This window comes from Streptomyces sp. NPDC048560, from assembly GCF_040650955.1.
GTDB lineage: Bacteria > Actinomycetota > Actinomycetes > Streptomycetales > Streptomycetaceae > Streptomyces.
On the sequence record NZ_JBEZIJ010000001.1, the window covers coordinates 386548 to 404978 of the forward strand.

The following is an 18431-nucleotide window of genomic DNA, read 5'->3' on the forward strand; positions in this document are numbered from 1 at the left end:
ACACTACCGGCTCCAACAAACATTCCCCCTCTCACTCACCGGTAATCACATGTGACTACGAGGCGAGCGGCAGTACGCTCGCGCCCGTGGCGTCGAGGGCGAGCCGGTTCGCGGCCCATCCCTCGCCCGCCAGTCGGGCGATCTTGTCGGCCGACCCCTCGTCCGCCAGTGCGAGGACCGTGGGGCCCGCACCGGAGATGACAGCGGGGACGCCGTCGGCCCGCAGACGGTTGACCAGCTCCACGCTCTCCGGCATCGCGGGTGCCCGGTACTCCTGGTGGAGCCGGTCCTCGGTGGCCGCCAGCAGGAACTCGGGGCGCCTGGTCAGGGCCTCGACGAGCAGGGCGGCCCTGCCGGCGTTGGCCGCGGCGTCCACGTGCGGGACGGTGCGCGGGAGCAGACCGCGGGCGGTCTCGGTGAGGACGGGCCTGCCCGGCACGAAAACCACCGGAACGACGGAATCCGCGGGGTCCATCCTGATCGCCCTGGCGGCTCCGCCGTCCATCCAGGCGAGGGTGAAGCCGCCGAGCAGACAGGCGGCGACGTTGTCGGGGTGGCCCTCGATCTCGGTCGCGAGCTCCAGCAGGGCCGCGTCGTCGAGGCGGGCGTCGCCGCCGGTCGTCACGGCGCGGGCGGCGACGATGCCGGCGCAGATGGCGGCGGAGGACGAACCGAGGCCCCGGCCGTGCGGGATGCGGTTGGCACAGACGATCTCGAGGCCGCGGGGCTGTCCGCCGAGCAGGTCGAAGGCGGTGCGCAGGGAGCGTACGAGGAGGTGGCGCTCGTCGCGGGGCAGCGTTTCGGCGCCCTCGCCCGCGATGTCGATGTGCAGCCCCGAGTCGGCGACCCGGACCACGACATCGTCGTACAGCCCCAGGGACAGGCCCAGGGCGTCGAAACCCGGGCCAAGGTTGGCGCTGGTCGCGGGGACGCGCACCCTGACGGCGGCAGCTCGGAACGCGGGACCGGCCATCGGCTGGACGACTCTCCTTGTAAGGCGGCGGGGATGTGGTGCGGTGGATCTACGTGCGGGGGTGTGGAACGGGGCGGCTGTGGGGGTCGTGGTGCGGGTGAGGCGAATATCCGGTGGCGGAACCGACGGCCACGACGGCAACCGCGCCGCGTCGATTACGACGGAGCGTGTGGGTACAGCTTATCGAAGGAAGGTTCTGTCGCGACATAGGGCGCACAGGAGGCGCACGATGCGTGTCGCACGCCTCCTATGCGCTCTCCGCCCCGAAAAGGGGCGGTTGAGCTGGTTCTTGCCGCTGTTCCCGCACGTGCCGTACGGGAACGGACGAGGCCCTGGGGCAGGTCCTAGACCAGGCCCAGCTTCTCGGCCGCGGTGACCGCGTCGACCGGGACCGTGACCGGCTGCGGAGCGCCCGCGACGGCCCAGTCGGGGTCCTTGAGGCCGTTGCCGGTGACCGTGCAGACGATCGTCTGGCCGGGGTCGACCTTGCCCTCTTCGGCGGCCTTCAGCAGACCGGCGACCGACGCCGCCGACGCCGGCTCGACGAAGACACCCTCCTGGGAGGCCAACAGGCGGTAGGCGGACAGGATCTGACGGTCCGTGACCTCGTCGATGAAGCCGCCCGACTCATCCCGCGCGGCCAGCGCGTACTGCCAGGACGCCGGGTTGCCGATCCGGATCGCGGTGGCGATCGTCGACGGGTCCTTGACGATCTCGCCGCGCACGATGGGCGCGGAACCGGACGCCTGGAAGCCCCACATGCGCGGGGTGCGGGCGGCCATGCCGTCCGCCGCGTATTCGGTGTAGCCCTTCCAGTACGCGGTGATGTTGCCCGCGTTGCCGACGGGCAGGACGTGGATGTCCGGGGCGTTGCCGAGCGCGTCGACGATCTCGAACGCGGCGGTCTTCTGGCCCTCGATACGGACCGGATTGACCGAATTGACCAGCGCCACCGGGTAGTTGTCCGAGAGCGAGCGGGCCAGCGTGAGGCAGTCGTCGAAGTTTCCGTCGACCTGGAGGATCTTCGCGCCGTGGACCAGCGCCTGGCCCATCTTGCCGAGGGCGATCTTGCCCTGCGGCACCAGGACGGCACAGACCATGCCGGCCCGCACCGCGTAAGCGGCGGCGGAGGCCGAGGTGTTGCCGGTGGAGGCGCAGATGACGGCCTTCGCCCCCTCCTCCTTGGCGCGGGTGATCGCCATGGTCATGCCGCGGTCCTTGAACGACCCGGTGGGGTTGGCGCCCTCCACCTTGAGGTACACCTCGCAGCCCGTGCGCTCGGAGAGGACCTGAGCGGGGACGAGCGGCGTGCCGCCCTCACGGAGCGTGACGACCGGGGTCGTGCTCGTGACCGGAAGGCGGTCCCGGTACTCCTCGATGATGCCGCGCCACTGGTGGGTGCCCTTGGTGGTCATGGGTCCTTACTCCCCTTCAACACGCATGATGCTGGCGACACCGCGCACGGTGTCCAGCTTGCGCAGCGCCTCGACGGTCGCCGAGAGGGCGGCGTCGGGCGCGCGGTGGGTGACGACGACGAGAGAAGCCTCGCCGTCTCCGTCCTGTCGGCTCTGCTGGCGGACCGTATCGATGGATACGCCCTGTTCGGCGAAGACCGTCGCGACCTGGGCGAGTACGCCAGGCTTGTCGGCCACGTCGAGACTGATGTGGTACCGCGTGACGACCTCGCCCATGGGGCTGACCGGAAGACGCGTGTACGCGGACTCACCGGGGCCGGTGGCCTCGCCGAGCTTGTTGCGGCAGACCGCGACCAGGTCGCCGAGGACCGCGGACGCGGTCGGCGCACCACCGGCGCCGGGGCCGTAGAACATCAGCTGCCCGGCCGCCTCCGCCTCGACGAAGACGGCGTTGTACGCCTCGCGCACGGAGGCCAGCGGGTGGGTGAGCGGGATCATCGCGGGGTGCACGCGGGCGGTGACGGACCGGCCGTCGGCGGCGCGCTCGCAGATGGCGAGGAGCTTGACCGTGCAGCCCATGCGCCGGGCGGACGCGATGTCCGCGGCGGTCACCTCGCTGATGCCCTCGCGGTGCACCTCACCGATCTTGACCCGGGTGTGGAAGGCGATCCCGGCCAGGATCGCGGCCTTCGCGGCGGCGTCGAAACCCTCGACGTCCGCGGTCGGGTCGGCTTCGGCGTACCCGAGGGCGGTGGCCTCGTCGAGCGCCTCCGAGTATCCGGCTCCGCTCGTGTCCATCCGGTCGAGGATGAAGTTGGTGGTGCCGTTGACGATGCCCAGGACGCGGTTGACCTTGTCCCCCGCGAGGGATTCGCGGAGCGGACGTACGAGGGGGATGGCGCCGGCCACGGCGGCCTCGTAGTAGAGGTCCCGGCCCTGGCTCTCCGCGGCGGCGTGGAGTGCGGCGCCGTCCTCGGCGAGCAGCGCCTTGTTGGCGGAGACGACGCTGGCGCCGTGCTCGAACGCTGTCGTGATCAGCGTCCTGGCCGGCTCGATGCCTCCGATGACCTCGATGACCACATCGATGTCACCCCGTTTGACCAGGGCGGTCGCGTCGGTGGTGATGAGTGCGGGGTCGATTCCCTCCCGCACCTTCGAGGGCCGTCGGACGGCGACACCGGCGAGTTCCACCGGTGCGCCGATGCGCGCGGTGAGGTCGTCGGCGTGCGTCGTCATGATGCGAGCCACCTCTGAGCCGACCACTCCACAGCCCAGCAGCGCCACCTTCAGCGGACGCGTACGCATCATCCGACCTCGTTTCTCATACATCTGATGTGTGGACCAGTCTCACTCACCGGACGGGAGTTTCTGCCACCCGTCCGGATCCTGAGACGACTATTTCATCAGCCGACATCGAGCGACAGAAGATCTTCCTCTGTCTCCCGTCGGACGATGACGCGCGCCTCGCCGTCCCGCACGGCGACGACCGGCGGGCGGAGGGCGTGGTTGTAGTTGCTCGCCATGGAGCGGCAGTACGCGCCGGTGGCGGGCACCGCGATCAGGTCGCCGGGGGCCAGGTCAGCAGGCAGGAACGCGTCCTTGACCACGATGTCGCCACTCTCGCAGTGCTTGCCGACGACACGCGCGAGCATCGGCTCGGCGTCGGAACGGCGGGAGACGAGCGCGACGCTGTACTCGGCGTCGTACAGCGCGGTGCGGATGTTGTCCGACATGCCGCCGTCGACGCTCACGTACGTGCGGAGGCCTTCGAGGGGCTTGATGGTGCCGACCTCGTACAGCGTGAACGCGGTGGGTCCGACGATGGCGCGGCCCGGCTCGACGGAGATGCGCGGGGTGGCGAGTCCGGCCGACTCGCACTCGCGGGTCACGATGTCGCTGAGCGCCTTGGCGATCTCGTGCGGCTCGCGCGGGTCGTCCTCGGACGTGTAGGCGATGCCGAGTCCGCCACCGAGGTCGATCTCGGGGAGCTCCACGCCGTGCTCGTCACGCACCTCGGCGAGCAGCTGCACCACGCGGCGCGCGGAGACCTCGAAGCCGGCCATGTCGAAGATCTGCGAGCCGATGTGCGAGTGGATGCCGATGAGTTCCAGGCCGTCGAGGGTGAGAGCCCTGCGGACGGCCTCGGCGGCCTGTCCCCCGGCCAGCGCGATGCCGAACTTCTGGTCCTCGTGGGCGGTGGCGATGAACTCGTGGGTGTGTGCCTCGACGCCGACGGTGACGCGGATCTGTACGCGCTGGCGCCTGCCGAGCCGCTGGGCGACGTCGGCGACCCGGACGATCTCCTGGAAGGAGTCGAGCACGATCCGGCCGACGCCCACGCCGACGGCCCGCTCGATCTCCGCCATGCTCTTGTTGTTGCCGTGGAAGGCGATGCGCTCGGCGGGCATCCCCGCGTCCAGCGCGGTGGTCAGCTCGCCGCCGGAGCAGACGTCGAGGTTCAGTCCCTCTTCCTGGAGCCAGCGCACGATGGCGCGCGACAGGAACGCCTTGCCCGCGTAGAACACGTCGGCGTCGCGTCCGAAGGCGTCGGACCAGGCGCGGCACCTGGCCCGGAAGTCGCTCTCGTCGAGGAAGTACGCGGGCGTGCCGAACTCCTCCGCGAGCCGGGCGACCTCGATGCCGCCGACGGTGAGCGCGCCGTCCGCGTCGCGCGTGACGGTACGGGACCAGACCTTCTCGTCCAGGACGTTCAGATCGGCGGGCGGCGCCGCGTAGTGCCCTTCGTGGAGGACATCGGCGTGACGGGGTCCGGCGGGGTGGGCGGATCGGCTCATCGTGGTGTTCTGCTCTTTCGGGTCTCAGAGGTGTCGGGGCGCGCTGATGCCGAGCACGAACAGGCCGCCTGCCAGCACCGATCCGGCGGCTTCGGCAAGGGCCAGCCGGGAGCGGTGGGCGGCCGAGGGTTTCTCGTCGCCGACGGGGAGCGGCGAGCAGGCGTCGTGGAAGTCGAAGAAGGCATGCGCCACCGTCTCCAGGTGCCGGGCGACCCGGTCGGGTGCGTGGTGGCGGGCGGCGGCGGCGAGGACGCCGGGGTAGTCGGCGAGCGCGGCGTGGAGCGCGGGTGCCTCGACGTCCTCCTCGTACGCGGCGGCGAAACCCAGCCGCGCGGCGCCACGGGTGAGCGCGTCGGCGCGGGCCCGGGCGTAACGGACGAGGAAGAACGGATTGGTCCCGCCCTGGACGAGGAGGTCGTCGCCGAGCGGGGCGCGGTCGTGCCCGGCGGGCCGCAGCAGACCCCACAGGGCGGCGTCGGCGCCGAGCCGGGTGAGCAGTTCACCGGCTGTGGCTCCGGCGGGAACGGGCCGGATCTCGATGCTCCCGGCCGCCCCGTCGTACGGGCCGACCCGGGCCCGCAGCCACTCCCAGTCGCTGTCGACGTCCTCGGTGCAGCCGGCGAGCACCTGGCCGCCCTGGGTACGCAGGACGCGCCCCACGGTCTCGGTGAACACGGCGGCCCGGACCTCGCGCCGGTGGTGCAGCCGGTGGAGCTGTCCGGTCTGCGCGGTGACACGCCCGTACCGGAGGCCCTTCTCCCGCACCTCGCGGACGACGAAGGCGCGGGCGGCGGCGTCGGCCGGGGCGTCGAGTGTGAAGTTCAGGAAGCCGGGGCCGGTGATCTCGACCCGTCCGATCCCGGGCGTACCGGTGACCCGGTCCCGGAGGATGCGCGCCACGTCCAGCGGTGGCAGCGCGGCGGGGCCGGCCAGTTGGAGGGCCACGGCGCAGGCGTAGTCGCCGCTGCCGCCGGGCCTGGTCCTTTCCACTCGCACGCGCGCGGGTACGGGCGCGCGCAAGGCATCCTCGTCGACCGCGCGCCGCACGGCGTGCAGCACGGTTCGGGAGAGCTCTGCCGGGGTCACGGGACCAGCGTATGGGAGGAGGGGGGGCACTTCGCGAACCGGTTTCGCCATGCGGTCAGCCGGCGGGACTCCCCGCCCGCCCGGCACCGTGCCTGCCGTCGACCGACGGCGGCTCCTCCCGGTGCATCAGACGGCGGACCATCCGTATGAGGTCACCGGGCTCGAAGGGCTTGGCCAGAAAGGCGTCCACCCCCGCGGCCACGCCCGTGTCCACCTCGTACGGCGTGCAGGCGCTGACGATCGCGACGGGCAGATGACTCGTCCGGGGATCGGCGCGGAGCCGGGCGGCGGTCTGCACCCCGTCGAGCCGGGGCATCATCACATCGAGCGTGATCACGTCCGGGCAGACCCTGTGCACCAGATCCAGGCACTCGGCACCATCGGCCGCGGTCACGACCTCGAAGCCCTCCAGCTCGAGATTGACCCTGATCAGCTGCCGGATGACCTTGCTGTCGTCGACAACAAGCACGCGGCCGGACGCGCCAGACACTCTCCGAGAGTAGGTCGGCGGCAAGGGCCGCGTCCGGGTTTTGCCCACTTCCGCCTGCGGGCGGACGCCGCGGGGACGCGTGAATACCTGTTCACGGACAGCCCTCGGAAGCTGGTAAGGTTTCACTCGTCGCCGCACAACACAGCGACACGCCCCCGTAGCTCAGGGGATAGAGCATCGGCCTCCGGAGCCGGGTGCGCAGGTTCGAATCCTGCCGGGGGCACTCCAGCCGGGACAACGCGATCACCTCGCCGACCAGCTGAAGTGCCAAGCATGAAGGCCCGAACTCAGTCCAACTGAGTCCGGGCCTTTGTCGTTGCGTGCCACTGATCGCGGGTGAGCGGCGAGTGGGTCCATAGCGATGTTCCGGAAGCGGAACGCACAACGCCCCTGAAGCAGCACGGGGGCTGGGCGACTGCCTGTCACCGCTGCGTGAGCTGGTTCCTGGCGAACACGAAACCCCTTAGGCGCCGTCAGTGGTCTCTGTTAGCTTCGGGCGGCTCGTGTGATCCACGAGCTCACACGCTCACAGGGGAGGGACATTTGACCAGGTTCGGAAGGGCCGGCAGATCCAGACAGGCGGTGGTGGTCGGCTGCGTGGCGGCGCTGCTGGCCGCGGCCGCCGGTACGGCGCAAGCGGTGGACAACCTGCCGCCGAAGCAGCCGTTGGTCCAGGATCTCCAGTCGGAGTTCAAGGCCTGCGCGACGGGGGACGACACGCCGTACGTCCCGGCACCGCCGCGGCTCAGTGCCGTGCTGTACGACCCGGAGGAGGACAACCAGCCCTCCGAATCCAGCCCGGTGAAGGGCGAGTTCGAAGCCTGGTGGACGGACTCGGCCGGAGTTGAGCAGCGCCGCACCAACACGACCGTCACCCTGACGTCGGGGGCGCACTTCCACTGGACGATGCCGGACGACATCCCGGCGGACACGGTCGTCAACTGGCACGTCCGCGCGAACGACGGCAAGGCGGCCTCCGCGTGGAGCGACGAGGGCGACGGCTCGGTCTGCTCGTTCGTGTACGACGACGTGAATCCTGAGAAGGCGACGATCAGCTCCCCCGAATACCCCGAGGACGTCTTCTGGGTGGACGGGGTGGGCGTCTACGGCCACTTCACCATGGACTCACCCTCGGACGACGTGGTGGCGTACACGTACGGCTTCATGGGCGGCCCCTACGGGACCGTCTCCGCCGAGCGGCCGGGCGCAGCCGTGACCCTTCCGTACCTGCCCCTCACCGCAGGGCCCAAGTCGCTGACGGTCCGCGCGATCGACCGGGCGGGCCGAAGCAGCGGACAGTCGCTCTACGACTTCAACGTGCGGTCCGGGCGTGCTCCTGTCGCCCGCTGGAAGCTCGACGACCCGGCGGGATCCCGCTCGGCCGCTGCCGAGACGGGTGCCGTCGCCCGGGCCGGTACCGGCGTGACCTTCGGCGGCCCGGCGCCCACGGGCACCGCTGCCACCACCACGGTAAGCCTTGACGGCAGCGGCCACGCATTCCTCATCCCGGACGCCCCGGCCACCGACATCCGCGAGACCTTCGCGGTGAGCGCCTGGGTGCGGCCCGCCGAATCCGGGCGTCACATGACCGTCGCAAGCCAGGACGCGGACGGGAAGCCCGGCTTCGGCCTCGGGCTGCGCAGCCAGGCCGGTGGCCCTGCCTGGTCGTTCGCGCTCGCGGGCGCACGGGTGTCCGGTGGCGCGCCCGAGACGGGCGAGTGGGCCCATCTGCTGGGGCTGTACGACGCGGAGACAGGTCGCGCGCGGTTGTACGTCAACGGCCATGAGGTCGGCGTCGCGGCGGAGGCGACTCCCGCCGAAGCGGCCGGCGCGTTCCAGATCGGACGCGCCCGTGGGACTCTCGGCTACCGCGACCGGTGGCACGGTGACATCGGTGACGTGCAGGTCCACGACCGGGTCGTGGTGCCGGACGAGGTGACCGGACTGGCACTGCGCAAGCCGAAGCTGCTCGGCCACTGGTCGCTGGGGGACGCGGCGGACGGCGCGAGCCCCGAGCAGTCGGGCGGCACGCCGCTGCGGCTCGGCGCGGGAGCTTCGATCTACCAGGGCTCCGACAGTTCCTGCATCCCGGAGATCGACCCCGACTGCACCTACGTGCCGCCGCCGCTCGTCGGCGACGGGCATCTGCGCCTGGACGGCGAGAGCGGGTACGCCGCGGCCGACGGGCCCGTCGTGGACACCGGGGACAGTTTCACCCTCGGCGCCGTCGTGCGCCTGGCGGACTCCGGGCCCGCGCACCCGATGACCGTGCTCTCGCAGGCCGGGGAGCACACCGACGCGTTCAAGGTGCGCTATGAACCGTCCACGCGCGCCTGGCAACTGGTCATGCCGGAGAGGGACGAGGCCGGAGCCGCCGAGAAGGTCGTGGCCCGGATCGCGCGCGCGGACGGCGGCGAGGGGTCCGGTCATCGTCTCGCGGTGGTCTACGACGACGGGAGCGACACGATCAAGCTCTACCTCGACGGCCAGACCAGCGCCGAGGCGACGGCGAGCCTCCCCGACGGGTGGCACAGCACGGGCGCCCTTCAGGTCGGCCGGGCCAAGGCCGGTGACGGCTGGGGTGAGTACCTCCGCGGCGATGTGGACGAGGTGCAGGCCTACTCCGGAGCGCTCCGGGACAAGGACGTGAACGGGCTGGGCTGGGGTACGGATCCCTGCCTGTGCTGATCCTGCCGTACTGAGCGCGGAAGCCCGCTCTCCCGACGGCTCACCGGAACCCAGGTTCCTGCGCGCCGTCGGGCTTCCGGCCGACGATGCTTCCTGAAAGACCCTCTGCCCGGCGGAAGCGCCGGGCAGAGGGTCTTTTCATGCCCGCGCCCCGCTCCGGAGGCAGGTGTGTACGGAGAGCGGCAGAAGAGCAGCCGCTGCCACGATGGCGCGGACGAGTTCCTCATCCGCGGTCGAGGTCACGATCTCCCGCAACCCATCCCGTTCGTCCGGACCGGGCCCCACACCCGGTCCGACGGACGGCACAAGGTCTCCGCCCCCAGGGAGCCTGCCTTCGTGTGCCTGCGGGCGCCGGCTTCCGGGTGCGGTCACGCGCCCGGTCCCGGGCGTGAAACCAGGAAAAGGACGGGAAGTTGAGACGCAGAGTATTACGACAGGCGCGTGTACCGGTGGCCGTTGTCGCCGCTCTCGCGGTGGCCTGCGGTGTCGGTACGACGCAGGCCTTCGCTGACGCCGTACCCCCGGGAGCAGCCAACGGCTGGTCCTCCCCCACCACGCCCCCGGCGGACCGGCTCGCTCCGGGTGACCAGCCCGGCGCGGTTCCCTCGAAGAAGCGTGCCGAGGTGCTGGGCGCCGGCTACAGGTCCTCCTCGGACCAGGCGTTCACCACGTCCGGTGACGGTTCGGGCTTCCACGTCATGGTGGCCGCCGAGAAGGACGGCTACCGGTGGAAGACCGCCGCCTCGCTGTCGGAACCGGGTTTCGACACGGACACGTGGATCGGTAACGCCTGTGTGACCGAGTCGGGGAGGTACGCCGCCGTGGCGTACGCCCCCCGTACGTTCACGAACAAGCCCGATCTGATGAGCCGCGGCGCGTTCACCGCCATCGTGGACCTGCGCAGCGGCGACGTACGCAAGCTGCCGTTCCAGGCCACGCTGGCGTACTTCTCCCCCGGCTGCGGTACGGGCGAGGACGTGGTGTTCTCCCAGTTCACCGACGAGAACACCTCCAAGAGGAACGAGACCCGGCTCGTCAGGGTCGCGGCCGGCACGGGCACCGCCACCAAGGCCACGGTGTCCGGCCAGGTCACCTCGGCGGTCCCCGTCGGCGGCGAGATCGTCGCCGCGCGCGGCCGTCAGCTCGTCAAGATCGACGGCTCCACGGTACGGACGGTGGCACCCACCCACGCCCCGCCGTTCCAGCTGAAGCCGGACGCCGACGGCGGTGTGACCTTCATCGACCGCCTCCCCGGTGGCAAGGCGGGCTCTTCGGCCGACGATCGGGCGGCAGTCTCCCGGGTCACCGCGGGCACGCTGCGGACCGCCACCGGCAAGGGCCGGGCCGCGAAGCTCGCCGAGGGCGGGCTCAGCCGGTTCGACATCGCGCGTACGCCCTCGGGTGCGGTGTACGTCACCGGTGAGGCGCGCAGCGAGGGCACTCTGCCCGCCGCCGTCCGCAACCCGGGCGGTATCGCCAAGGACGCGCGGATATCCAGCCTCGGGGCCGCCGCGGTGACCACCGCGTGGGCCGACGGCAAGGACTCACGGGTCGCGGCGAAGGACTCGGCATCCCCGCGCGCCGCCAGGATCACCCTGAAGGCACTCGACACGGGAAAGACGGCCGTCGTGGACGCGTCTCCGGGCAACCGGATGGGCGACGCGAGCGCCCAGCGCGCCGCGACGGCGATGAGCCCCGCCCTGCGCGTGGGCGCGAAGTCCGGCGGTGTGTCGACCATGGCCTCGCCGGTCGACGCGGACCGTACGTGCTCGGTGCCGAGGAACGACGTCAAGAAGCAGGCGTTCCAGCCGACCCCCCGGCAGATCGAGTGGGCCGTGGACCAGGCCGTCGTCGGCAAGCTCAACCTGAGCGCGACGAGGGCCGCGAACTGGAAGAACACCGGCATGGCGGGGTACGCCCCGCAGTCGATGTTCCCCCTGACGCCCCTGGCGGGCGGCAGCGGTGCGGACTGGCACGTACCGGCTCAGGTGATGCTCGGCATCACCGCGCAGGAGTCGAACATGTGGCAGGCCACCCGGTACGCGGTACCGGGCGTCTCGGCCAACCCGCTGATCGGCAACTTCTACGGCATCGCGTACTCCTCCGACGGTGAGCAGGCCGACCCCTGGCTCATCAACTGGAGCAAGTCCGACTGCGGTTACGGCGTCACGCAGGTCACCGACGGCATGAGGCTCCCGGGCAAGGGCCAGCCGACGAAGACGGTGGCGCAGCAGGAGGCCATCGCGCTCGACTACGCCGCGAACATCGCGGCGGGCGTGAACATCCTGATCGAGAAGTGGAACCAGACGCGCGCCGACGGTCTGACGATCAACGGCGGCGACCCGAAGTTCATCGAGAACTGGTTCTTCGCCCTGTGGGCGTACAACAGCGGTTACTACACGCAGGCATCGTCCGGCACCACCTCCGGCAAGTGGGGCGTCGGCTGGACGAACAACCCGGCGAACCCGCTGTGGAAGGAGAACCGCACCCCCTTCCTGGAGGACTACGCCGGCTACGACGACTACAGCCACGCCGCGCACCCGCAGGACTGGCCGTACTCGGAGAAGGTCATCGGCTGGGCGGCCCGCCCGATCTCGGCGATGTTCAAGCCCGGTGACTTCCAGCCCGGTTACCGTGCGGCGTGGTGGACGTCCACCGCGAACCGCACGACGGCCAAGCCCCCGATCGGCCTTTTCTGCGACGCGAGCAACGACTGCAACCCGTCGAAGATCGGCACGGGCGCGACGAACGACACCGGCGGCGGTCCCTGCCTGCTCCCGGGCAACGAATCCGACCCGCTGTACCTGAAGTGCTGGTTCCACAAGTCCGTCACGTGGAAGAACTGCGCCAGCAGCGCCCAGTGCGGGCACCCGCTCCACCGGTTCGACACCACCTATCCGGAACAGCCGGACGAGAACGCCTACCCGCCGCGGTGCACCGCCGGACTGCCCACGGGGACGAAGATCGTCGACGACGTCGCCAACGGCGTCACACCCGTGGGGTCGTCCGGACGATCGTGCGGAGCGGTCGCCTCCTCGGGGACGTTCAACTTCGACTTCGGCAGTGCCTCGTCCCGGATCGACCTCCATCAGATCGGGGCCGCGCACAACAACCACTTCTGGTTCACCCACACCAACAAGTCCGGGACGACGGACGCCACCCGTATGAAGACCACCGGCACCTGGACGCTGGGGACGGCGGACCGGGGCTGGATGCGGGTCTGGGCGCACGTGCCCGACCACGGTGCGCACACCCGTCAGGCCGCCTACGTCGTGGGCGGCACGAACTCCACCAGTCCGAAGCGGGTGAAGCCGCAGCGGGTGCTGGAGAACAAGTGGGTGTCGCTCGGGGCGTTCAACTTCACCGGCGTGCCGACCGTGGCGCTGTCGAACGTGACGGAGGACGGCAAGGGCACGGAGGACGTGGCGTGGGACTCGGTCGGCTTCGAGCCGCTGGGTGCCAAGCCGACCCACCAGGTCGTCGCCATGGGCGACTCGTACTCCTCGGGTGAGGGCGCGTCGGAGAACGCCGGTGACGACTACTACACCGAGTCCGACTACTACAACCCGCAGCAGCCGGACACCGAGAACAACTGCCACCGGTCCAAGTACGCCTGGTCCCGCCAGGCCGCACTGCCCGGCTACACGAAGTCGATCGGGCAGATGGCCGACGACCGTGACCGGATCATGGACTACCAGTTCGTGGCGTGTTCGGGAGCCCGGTACTACAACATCCTGACGAAGGGCCAGAACAGCGAGCTGCCGCAGATCCAGCAGGGTTACCTCGACCAGAACACCACGCTGGTCACCCTGTCGGTCGGTGGCAACGACGCCCGGTTCGCCGACATCATCAAGGAGTGCGTCACGGCCGGGACCGTGTGCAACAACAACTCCATCGGCGCCGTCGACCCCGACACCGGGAGCGAGACGGGCGGCACGACCGGCCCGCTGGACCAGTGGGCACCGAAGTGGCTCAACGAGCAGATCCGGCCGCGTCTGACCGGGATGCTCAACGAGCTTCACAAGAAGGCCCCGAACGCGAAGATCGTGCTCATGGGCTACCCGAAGCTCCTTGAGGGCGTCGGGGGTTGTGTCCTCGGTATCGGAACCGAGGAGGCGCCGTGGCTGAACAGCATGGCGGACACGCTGGCCGGCGAGATGAAGGGTGCGGTCGACGACGCCAACCGCCTGTACGCGGCGAAGGCCGTGTTCTCCGACCCGCGCGACGAGTTCGCCGGCAAGGCGATCTGCGGTGACCCGGAGACCGTCCACGGCATCGTGCTGTCCGGACACGCGAAGGCCGACGCCCGTGACCCGGACTGGCTGCCGGGCAACATCGCACCGTCCATGAAGTCGTTCCACCCGAAGATCCCGGGGGCGCGGCTGTACGCGAACAGCCTGCAGAACACTCTGTAGGAGCGGAGCGGAACCGAGACAGACGCGGAACGGCGGGGACCTGAGTACCTGTACTCAGGTCCCCTGCCTGCGCCATGAAAGGCTGAAGGTATGACGATTACGGCAGGGGTCCGTACCGCACGTGGGGTGAAGGGCACGGTCGCGGCGGCCGTGGCAGCCACGGTCTGCTACCTGGTGTGGTCGGGCGGCAGGGCCTGGGCGTCGGACGCACGGGCAGCCGATCCCGATGCCTTCCTCGCCGGCTCGGTCGAGTCGGTTCTCGCGCTGATCGCCGGGGTGGCGTTCATGCCGGTGCTGCTGTGGGCGGGGATGCGCGTGATGCGGGAGCGGGGCAACCACCTGCTCGTCCTCGTGGGCACGGCGGTGTGGTTCTTCCTCGGGGGCCATGTGGTCGAGGACACCGTGGACGGAGCCGGCACAGTGCTCTTCCTCGCGCTGTTCGCCGTCCTCGGCGGCCTGCTGGCGCTGGTACGGACGCCGGACAGGTGACGGGTCTCCGGCCCGTCGCCGGGTTTCAGCAGTAGAGCTCGCGGTACGAGGGGAAGTCGCCGCCCCGGCCGTCGACGCCCTCGGCGGCCAGGGCCGCGTGCACCACGGCCCGGGTGAGCACGTCGGCCCCCGCGGCGAGCACCTCGTTGAGTTCCATCGCTTCCACGTGCGCCGCCCAGCCGGAGCGGTCAGCGCCGGGCGCCTCCCGGCCCACCGGGCTCTCCGGGCTCTCGCGCACCAGCGGCAGCCGTCCCGTGGACAGGGCGAAGACGGTGTCGCCGTCGGTGAGCAGGTGCACCGGCCGCACCGCCCGGGCCAGACCGTCGTGGGCGGTGCCGGCCAGCTTCTGTGCCTGGGGACGGGTCAGCGCCGCGTCGGTCGCGACCACGGCCAGGGTGGTGTTGAGCGGCTGCACCGGACCGGCCTGCCGACGCCCGGTCTCCTCCTTGGCCGCGGCCAGCCGGGTCCGCGCACGGGTGTGCCGTTCCTCGTCCGGGGGCGTGGCGGGCAGTCCCCGCGCCAGGAACTCGTCGCCGAGACCCGTCCGGGCGCCGTAGAGGATCCCGTTCGCGGGATCGAGAAGCGACCCGGCCGCGTTCACCACCGCCAGTGCGGCCACGGTCGCCCCGGACGGCAGCACGACACTCGCCGTACCGACTCCGCCCTTGACGCCGCCGGCCACGGCGCCGGTGCCCGCGCCCACGCATCCCTGCGGCACCGCGGCGCCCGCCTCCGTACGGTCCGCCGCCTCGACGGCCGCGCGCCCGAGGTCCGCCCCGGGCCTCGCCCGCCACCGTCCGCCGCGCCCGAGGTCGAACAGGGCTGCGGCGGGGACCACCGGAACGACCTGTTCCGGCCCCGGCCCCACACGGAAGCCGCGTCCCCGCTCCTCCAGCCACCCGGCCACACCGCCCGCCGCGTCGAGCCCGAAGGCACTGCCGCCGGTCAGTACGACGGCGTCGATGCGCTGCACCAGGTTGCGCGGGTCGAGGGCGTCGGTCTCCCGCGTGCCGGGCCCGCCCCCGCGCACGTCGACGGCCGCGACGACGCCGCCGTCCGGGGCGAGGACGACGGTGACGCCGGTCAGCCAGCCGTCACCGGTCCGTGCCGCGTGGCCCACCCGCAGCCCCGCCACGTCCGTCAGCGCGTTCATGGGCCCGGTCATCGGCACTCCGGACCCGTCCGTTCCCTGACGCACACTCATCGGCTCTCCTCCCAGGACGCCCCTGCGGCGTGATCACCTCAACGTACCGGCCGCCGCACGGATCACGGGGGCCTCAACTCACCTGTGTGCACGGCCTGTCGGCAGTCATGACCCAGGCGCATCGCGGGGCGGCGCAAAGGGCATGGCCGATTCCCCGCCAATGCGGGCGGGGACCGGGGCCGGGGACCCGCCGCTCCCCTACGCTGGCGGCCGTGGCTCTCGATGCTGGTCCTCCGCCCGGCCCCCACGTACCCGACTGGCTGGCCGAGCTGGCCGTACGGGCCGGCCGGGACAGCGCTCCGGAGCTGGAGCGGTACACCGCGCCCGGGCCCGCGTCCGGCAGGTCCTCCGCCGTCCTGGTGCTGTTCGGCTCCGGGGATGACGGCCCCGACCTGTTGTTCCTCCGCCGTTCCGGCGCGCTGCGCGATCATCCGGGACAGGTGTGCTTCCCCGGCGGATCCGTGGGACCGCAGGACCTCGGCCCGGTGCACACCGCGCTGCGCGAGACCACGGAGGAGACCGGGCTCGACCGGACGGCCATCAGTGTCGTCACCCCGCTGCGGCCCCTGTACCTGGCCTGGAGCGGGTTCTCCGTCACGCCCGTGCTCGGCTGGTGGCAGGGCGGTACGGCGCCGGCCGGCGACGGCGGCGAGATCGTGTCCGTGCACCGGGTACCCGTACGGGACCTCGCCGACCCCGCGGGCCGGCTGCGGGTCCGGATGACGGCGGGTTACACCGGCCCCGGCTTCCTGGCCGGGGAACTGTTCCTGTGGGGCTTCACGGGGAGTCTCGTCGCCTGGCTGCTGCGGCTGGCGGGCTGGGAACGCCCGTGGGACACCACCCGGGTCGAGGACCTCGCGGACGCCAAGCGCCGTTACGGGGGCGTCGGCTGAGGCGCCCCGGGCGTACGGCCGTGCCGTCCGCCCGGGCGCACCCGCTCCGGTACGGGATCCCGCGTCCCCGCGGCGAGTTGTGCGGGGTCAGCCTGCCTCCCCGCGGCGGGCCGCCCGCTCGCGCCGGCCCTCGCGGAATCCGTCGACCGGTCCGGTGGAGCCGCGCATCAGCGCGAGGTACTCACGTGTCTCCACCGCGACGGCCTCCTCCACGGAGACCCCGAGTCCGCCCATGACGGCGGCCTTGAGATGGCGCACGCAGTCGCCCGGCATCGCGGCCAGTGTGGCGGCGAGTGCCGTGGTCTCCTCGCGCAGCCGGTCCTTGGGCACCGCACGCAGGGCGAGACCCGTCGACACGGCCTCGGCGGCCGACAGCCAACGGCCGGTCAGCAGCATCTCCATCGCGGGCTGGAGACCCATCTTGCGGACCGCGCGGTGGGAGGCGCCGGCGCCCGGCATGTGGCCGTACGGCGTGTGGACGTCACCGATCCGCGCCTCCTCCGAGATGAGCACCAGGTCGCAGCACATGGCGAGCTCGAAACCGCCCGCCCGTGCCTTGGCCTGCACCATCGCGATGGTCGGCATGGGCAGTCGCTCCAGGGCGAACGCCACCCGGTTCATCCGCGCCAGGTAGACCTCGAACATCTCGGTGTCGCCCTTGTCGCCGGCCAGCACCTCGCCCAGGAACGCCAGATCGCTGCCGATGCAGAAGGCCCGGTCACCGGCGCCGGTGAAGACCAGCACCTTGGTGATCCCGTCGTCCGCCACTCGCTCGAACGCGTCGATGAGCTCGTGGTGCATCCGCTCGGTGGTGGCGTTGAGCCTCTCGGGCCGGTTGAGGGTGACCCAGGCAATGCCGTCGGCACGTTCGAACAGGATCGTCTCGTACGTGTCCGGGTGGAGACCGGTGGGCGTGTCGGCGGTTTCGGACATCGAACGGCTCACCGGATGAGGTCGGCGGCGAGCGGGTAGTCGGTCATCGGCCGGCCGCGCACCGTGGTGTCGGCCCGCACGAAGACGAGCGAATACGCGCGCCTGGGCCGGTCGGTGAGGTTGGGGCCCGAACCGTGCAGGGTGTTGATGTGGTGCACCAGGGCACTGCCCGCCGGGATGGGGTACGGGACCGTCTCCTGGTCCGTCACGGCTTCGACGAGGACGGCGCCCTCCTCCGGGCGTATGTGCTCGACCCGGCCCAGGCGGTGGGTGCCCTTCACGTAGTGCACGCAGCCGTTCTCCGTGGTGGCGTCGTCCAGGGCCATCCAGATGGTGACGGCGTCCGGCGGGTCCAGGTGCCAGTACCGGTTGTCCTGGTGCAGCACCAGACGGCTGCGCTCGCCCTTGCCCGCGGGCTTGTAGAAGGAGTGGTCGCGGAAGAGCCGTACCGGCCCGCCGAGCAGGGCCTCCACCCGGGGCACCAGGTCGGGGCGGCGGATCTGCTCCTCGCACACGGGGTCGTTCTGCCAGATGCCTATCTTCTGGAGCAGCGCCCTCTCGCTCGGCCGCTCCGTCGTCTCGGACAGGTCGAGGACGCCTTCGGCGGGCTTGTCGCCCTCCGCGAAGAACGCCCGTTCCATGGAGGCGCGGAGCGCGATCACCTGGGAGGGCGTCAGGACGTTGTCCCAGCGGATCACTCCGTCCCGCTCGAACGTCTCGCGGTCAGCCTCGGGGTCCGACGTCACCGTCGTCACGTCCGCTGCGTCGGCCGGTCGCTGGAAAGCGGTCATCGGTACCTCTCCGGAGCGCGTGCAGGGTCACTTCGAGCTGCTGGACTCCGCAGCGATGCTGCCACAGAGCCGGCACCCGGCACAGCAGCCCTCGGCGCATCACCGTGATGCGCCGAAGGCATGGCCGAAGGCGGGTCCGGCGCCCATGCCACGGCAGTGCGGAGGCGACCCGTTAAAGGCATTGGACGGCGCCTGGGGGCCGTGGTGACCTGGAGCACACGTGCAGTCCGGCCCAGCTCTTCCAGCACCGCAGCCGATC

13 protein-coding genes and 1 tRNA gene are annotated in these 18431 nt (G+C 71.2%); 5 read left to right on the forward strand and 9 right to left on the reverse strand.

What is annotated here, in order from left to right; translation table 11 throughout:
- Positions 1 to 55 precede the first annotated feature (55 nt).
- From thrB to AB0C82_RS01665, 6 genes are all read right to left on the reverse strand, one after another.
- Positions 56 to 973, reverse strand: coding sequence for a homoserine kinase (gene thrB, locus AB0C82_RS01640; RefSeq protein ID WP_362835189.1), 918 nt, complete (start codon positions 971 to 973; stop codon positions 56 to 58).
- A gap of 344 nt (positions 974 to 1317) precedes the next feature.
- A complete protein-coding gene (gene thrC / locus AB0C82_RS01645) occupies positions 1318 to 2388 on the reverse strand; it encodes a threonine synthase (protein ID WP_362835191.1) in 1071 nt (356 codons plus the stop codon).
- A 6-nt stretch (positions 2389 to 2394) separates the two neighbouring features.
- Positions 2395 to 3696: a homoserine dehydrogenase gene (locus tag AB0C82_RS01650; protein ID WP_362835193.1), complete on the reverse strand. Its 1302-nt coding sequence runs from the start codon at positions 3694 to 3696 to the stop codon at positions 2395 to 2397.
- Between the two features lie 95 nt (positions 3697 to 3791).
- Positions 3792 to 5183 carry a diaminopimelate decarboxylase gene (lysA, locus tag AB0C82_RS01655; protein ID WP_362835195.1) on the reverse strand — a complete coding sequence of 464 codons (1392 nt, stop codon included), beginning with the start codon at positions 5181 to 5183 and terminating at the stop codon, positions 3792 to 3794.
- Positions 5184 to 5207: 24 nt separating this feature from the next.
- Entirely contained in the window at positions 5208 to 6269 is a 1062-nt protein-coding gene (gene nrtL, locus AB0C82_RS01660; protein WP_362835197.1) for an ArgS-related anticodon-binding protein NrtL, read from the reverse strand.
- A 55-nt stretch (positions 6270 to 6324) separates the two neighbouring features.
- Positions 6325 to 6807, reverse strand: a complete 483-nt coding sequence (locus AB0C82_RS01665; protein ID WP_362835199.1) for a response regulator — start codon at positions 6805 to 6807, stop codon at positions 6325 to 6327.
- A gap of 103 nt (positions 6808 to 6910) precedes the next feature.
- Here AB0C82_RS01665 and AB0C82_RS01670 point away from each other — a divergent pair.
- From AB0C82_RS01670 to AB0C82_RS01685, 4 genes are all read left to right on the forward strand, one after another.
- Positions 6911 to 6982 (forward strand) — tRNA-Arg (locus AB0C82_RS01670).
- 359 nt (positions 6983 to 7341) lie between these two features.
- Positions 7342 to 9447: a LamG domain-containing protein gene (locus tag AB0C82_RS01675; RefSeq protein ID WP_362836971.1), complete on the forward strand. Its 2106-nt coding sequence runs from the start codon at positions 7342 to 7344 to the stop codon at positions 9445 to 9447.
- A 449-nt stretch (positions 9448 to 9896) separates the two neighbouring features.
- Positions 9897 to 13862, forward strand: coding sequence for an SGNH/GDSL hydrolase family protein (locus AB0C82_RS01680; protein ID WP_362835201.1), 3966 nt, complete (start codon positions 9897 to 9899; stop codon positions 13860 to 13862).
- Between the two features lie 90 nt (positions 13863 to 13952).
- Positions 13953 to 14351: a hypothetical protein gene (locus AB0C82_RS01685; RefSeq protein WP_362835203.1), complete on the forward strand. Its 399-nt coding sequence runs from the start codon at positions 13953 to 13955 to the stop codon at positions 14349 to 14351.
- A 25-nt stretch (positions 14352 to 14376) separates the two neighbouring features.
- Here the strand turns inward: AB0C82_RS01685 and AB0C82_RS01690 are convergent, their stop codons facing one another.
- Positions 14377 to 15555, reverse strand: a complete 1179-nt coding sequence (locus AB0C82_RS01690) for a P1 family peptidase (RefSeq protein WP_362835205.1) — start codon at positions 15553 to 15555, stop codon at positions 14377 to 14379.
- A 212-nt stretch (positions 15556 to 15767) separates the two neighbouring features.
- Here AB0C82_RS01690 and AB0C82_RS01695 point away from each other — a divergent pair, with 212 nt between their 5' ends.
- Positions 15768 to 16448, forward strand: a complete 681-nt coding sequence (locus tag AB0C82_RS01695; RefSeq protein WP_362835207.1) for a CoA pyrophosphatase — start codon at positions 15768 to 15770, stop codon at positions 16446 to 16448.
- Between the two features lie 87 nt (positions 16449 to 16535).
- Here the strand turns inward: AB0C82_RS01695 and AB0C82_RS01700 are convergent, their stop codons facing one another.
- Entirely contained in the window at positions 16536 to 17381 is an 846-nt protein-coding gene (locus tag AB0C82_RS01700; RefSeq protein ID WP_362835209.1) for an enoyl-CoA hydratase/isomerase family protein, read from the reverse strand.
- An 8-nt stretch (positions 17382 to 17389) separates the two neighbouring features.
- Complete coding sequence (locus AB0C82_RS01705) at positions 17390 to 18172, reverse strand: phytanoyl-CoA dioxygenase family protein (RefSeq protein ID WP_362835211.1); 783 nt, start codon at positions 18170 to 18172, stop codon at positions 17390 to 17392.
- Between the last annotated feature and the right edge of the window lie 259 nt (positions 18173 to 18431).

What these genes read in the sequence shown, in the direction of transcription:
- AB0C82_RS01690 (WP_362835205.1), bottom strand. Translation starts at nt 15,555, where the DNA reads ATGAGTGTGCGTCAGGGAACGGACGGGTCCGGAGTGCCGATGACCGGG.
- AB0C82_RS01705 (WP_362835211.1), bottom strand. Translation starts at nt 18,172, where the DNA reads ATGACCGCTTTCCAGCGACCGGCCGACGCAGCGGACGTGACGACGGTG.
- AB0C82_RS01650 (WP_362835193.1), bottom strand. Translation starts at nt 3,696, where the DNA reads ATGATGCGTACGCGTCCGCTGAAGGTGGCGCTGCTGGGCTGTGGAGTG.
- AB0C82_RS01685 (WP_362835203.1), top strand. Translation starts at nt 13,953, where the DNA reads ATGACGATTACGGCAGGGGTCCGTACCGCACGTGGGGTGAAGGGCACG.
- thrC (WP_362835191.1), bottom strand. Translation starts at nt 2,388, where the DNA reads ATGACCACCAAGGGCACCCACCAGTGGCGCGGCATCATCGAGGAGTAC.
- lysA (WP_362835195.1), bottom strand. Translation starts at nt 5,183, where the DNA reads ATGAGCCGATCCGCCCACCCCGCCGGACCCCGTCACGCCGATGTCCTC.
- thrB (WP_362835189.1), bottom strand. Translation starts at nt 973, where the DNA reads ATGGCCGGTCCCGCGTTCCGAGCTGCCGCCGTCAGGGTGCGCGTCCCC.
- AB0C82_RS01700 (WP_362835209.1), bottom strand. Translation starts at nt 17,381, where the DNA reads ATGTCCGAAACCGCCGACACGCCCACCGGTCTCCACCCGGACACGTAC.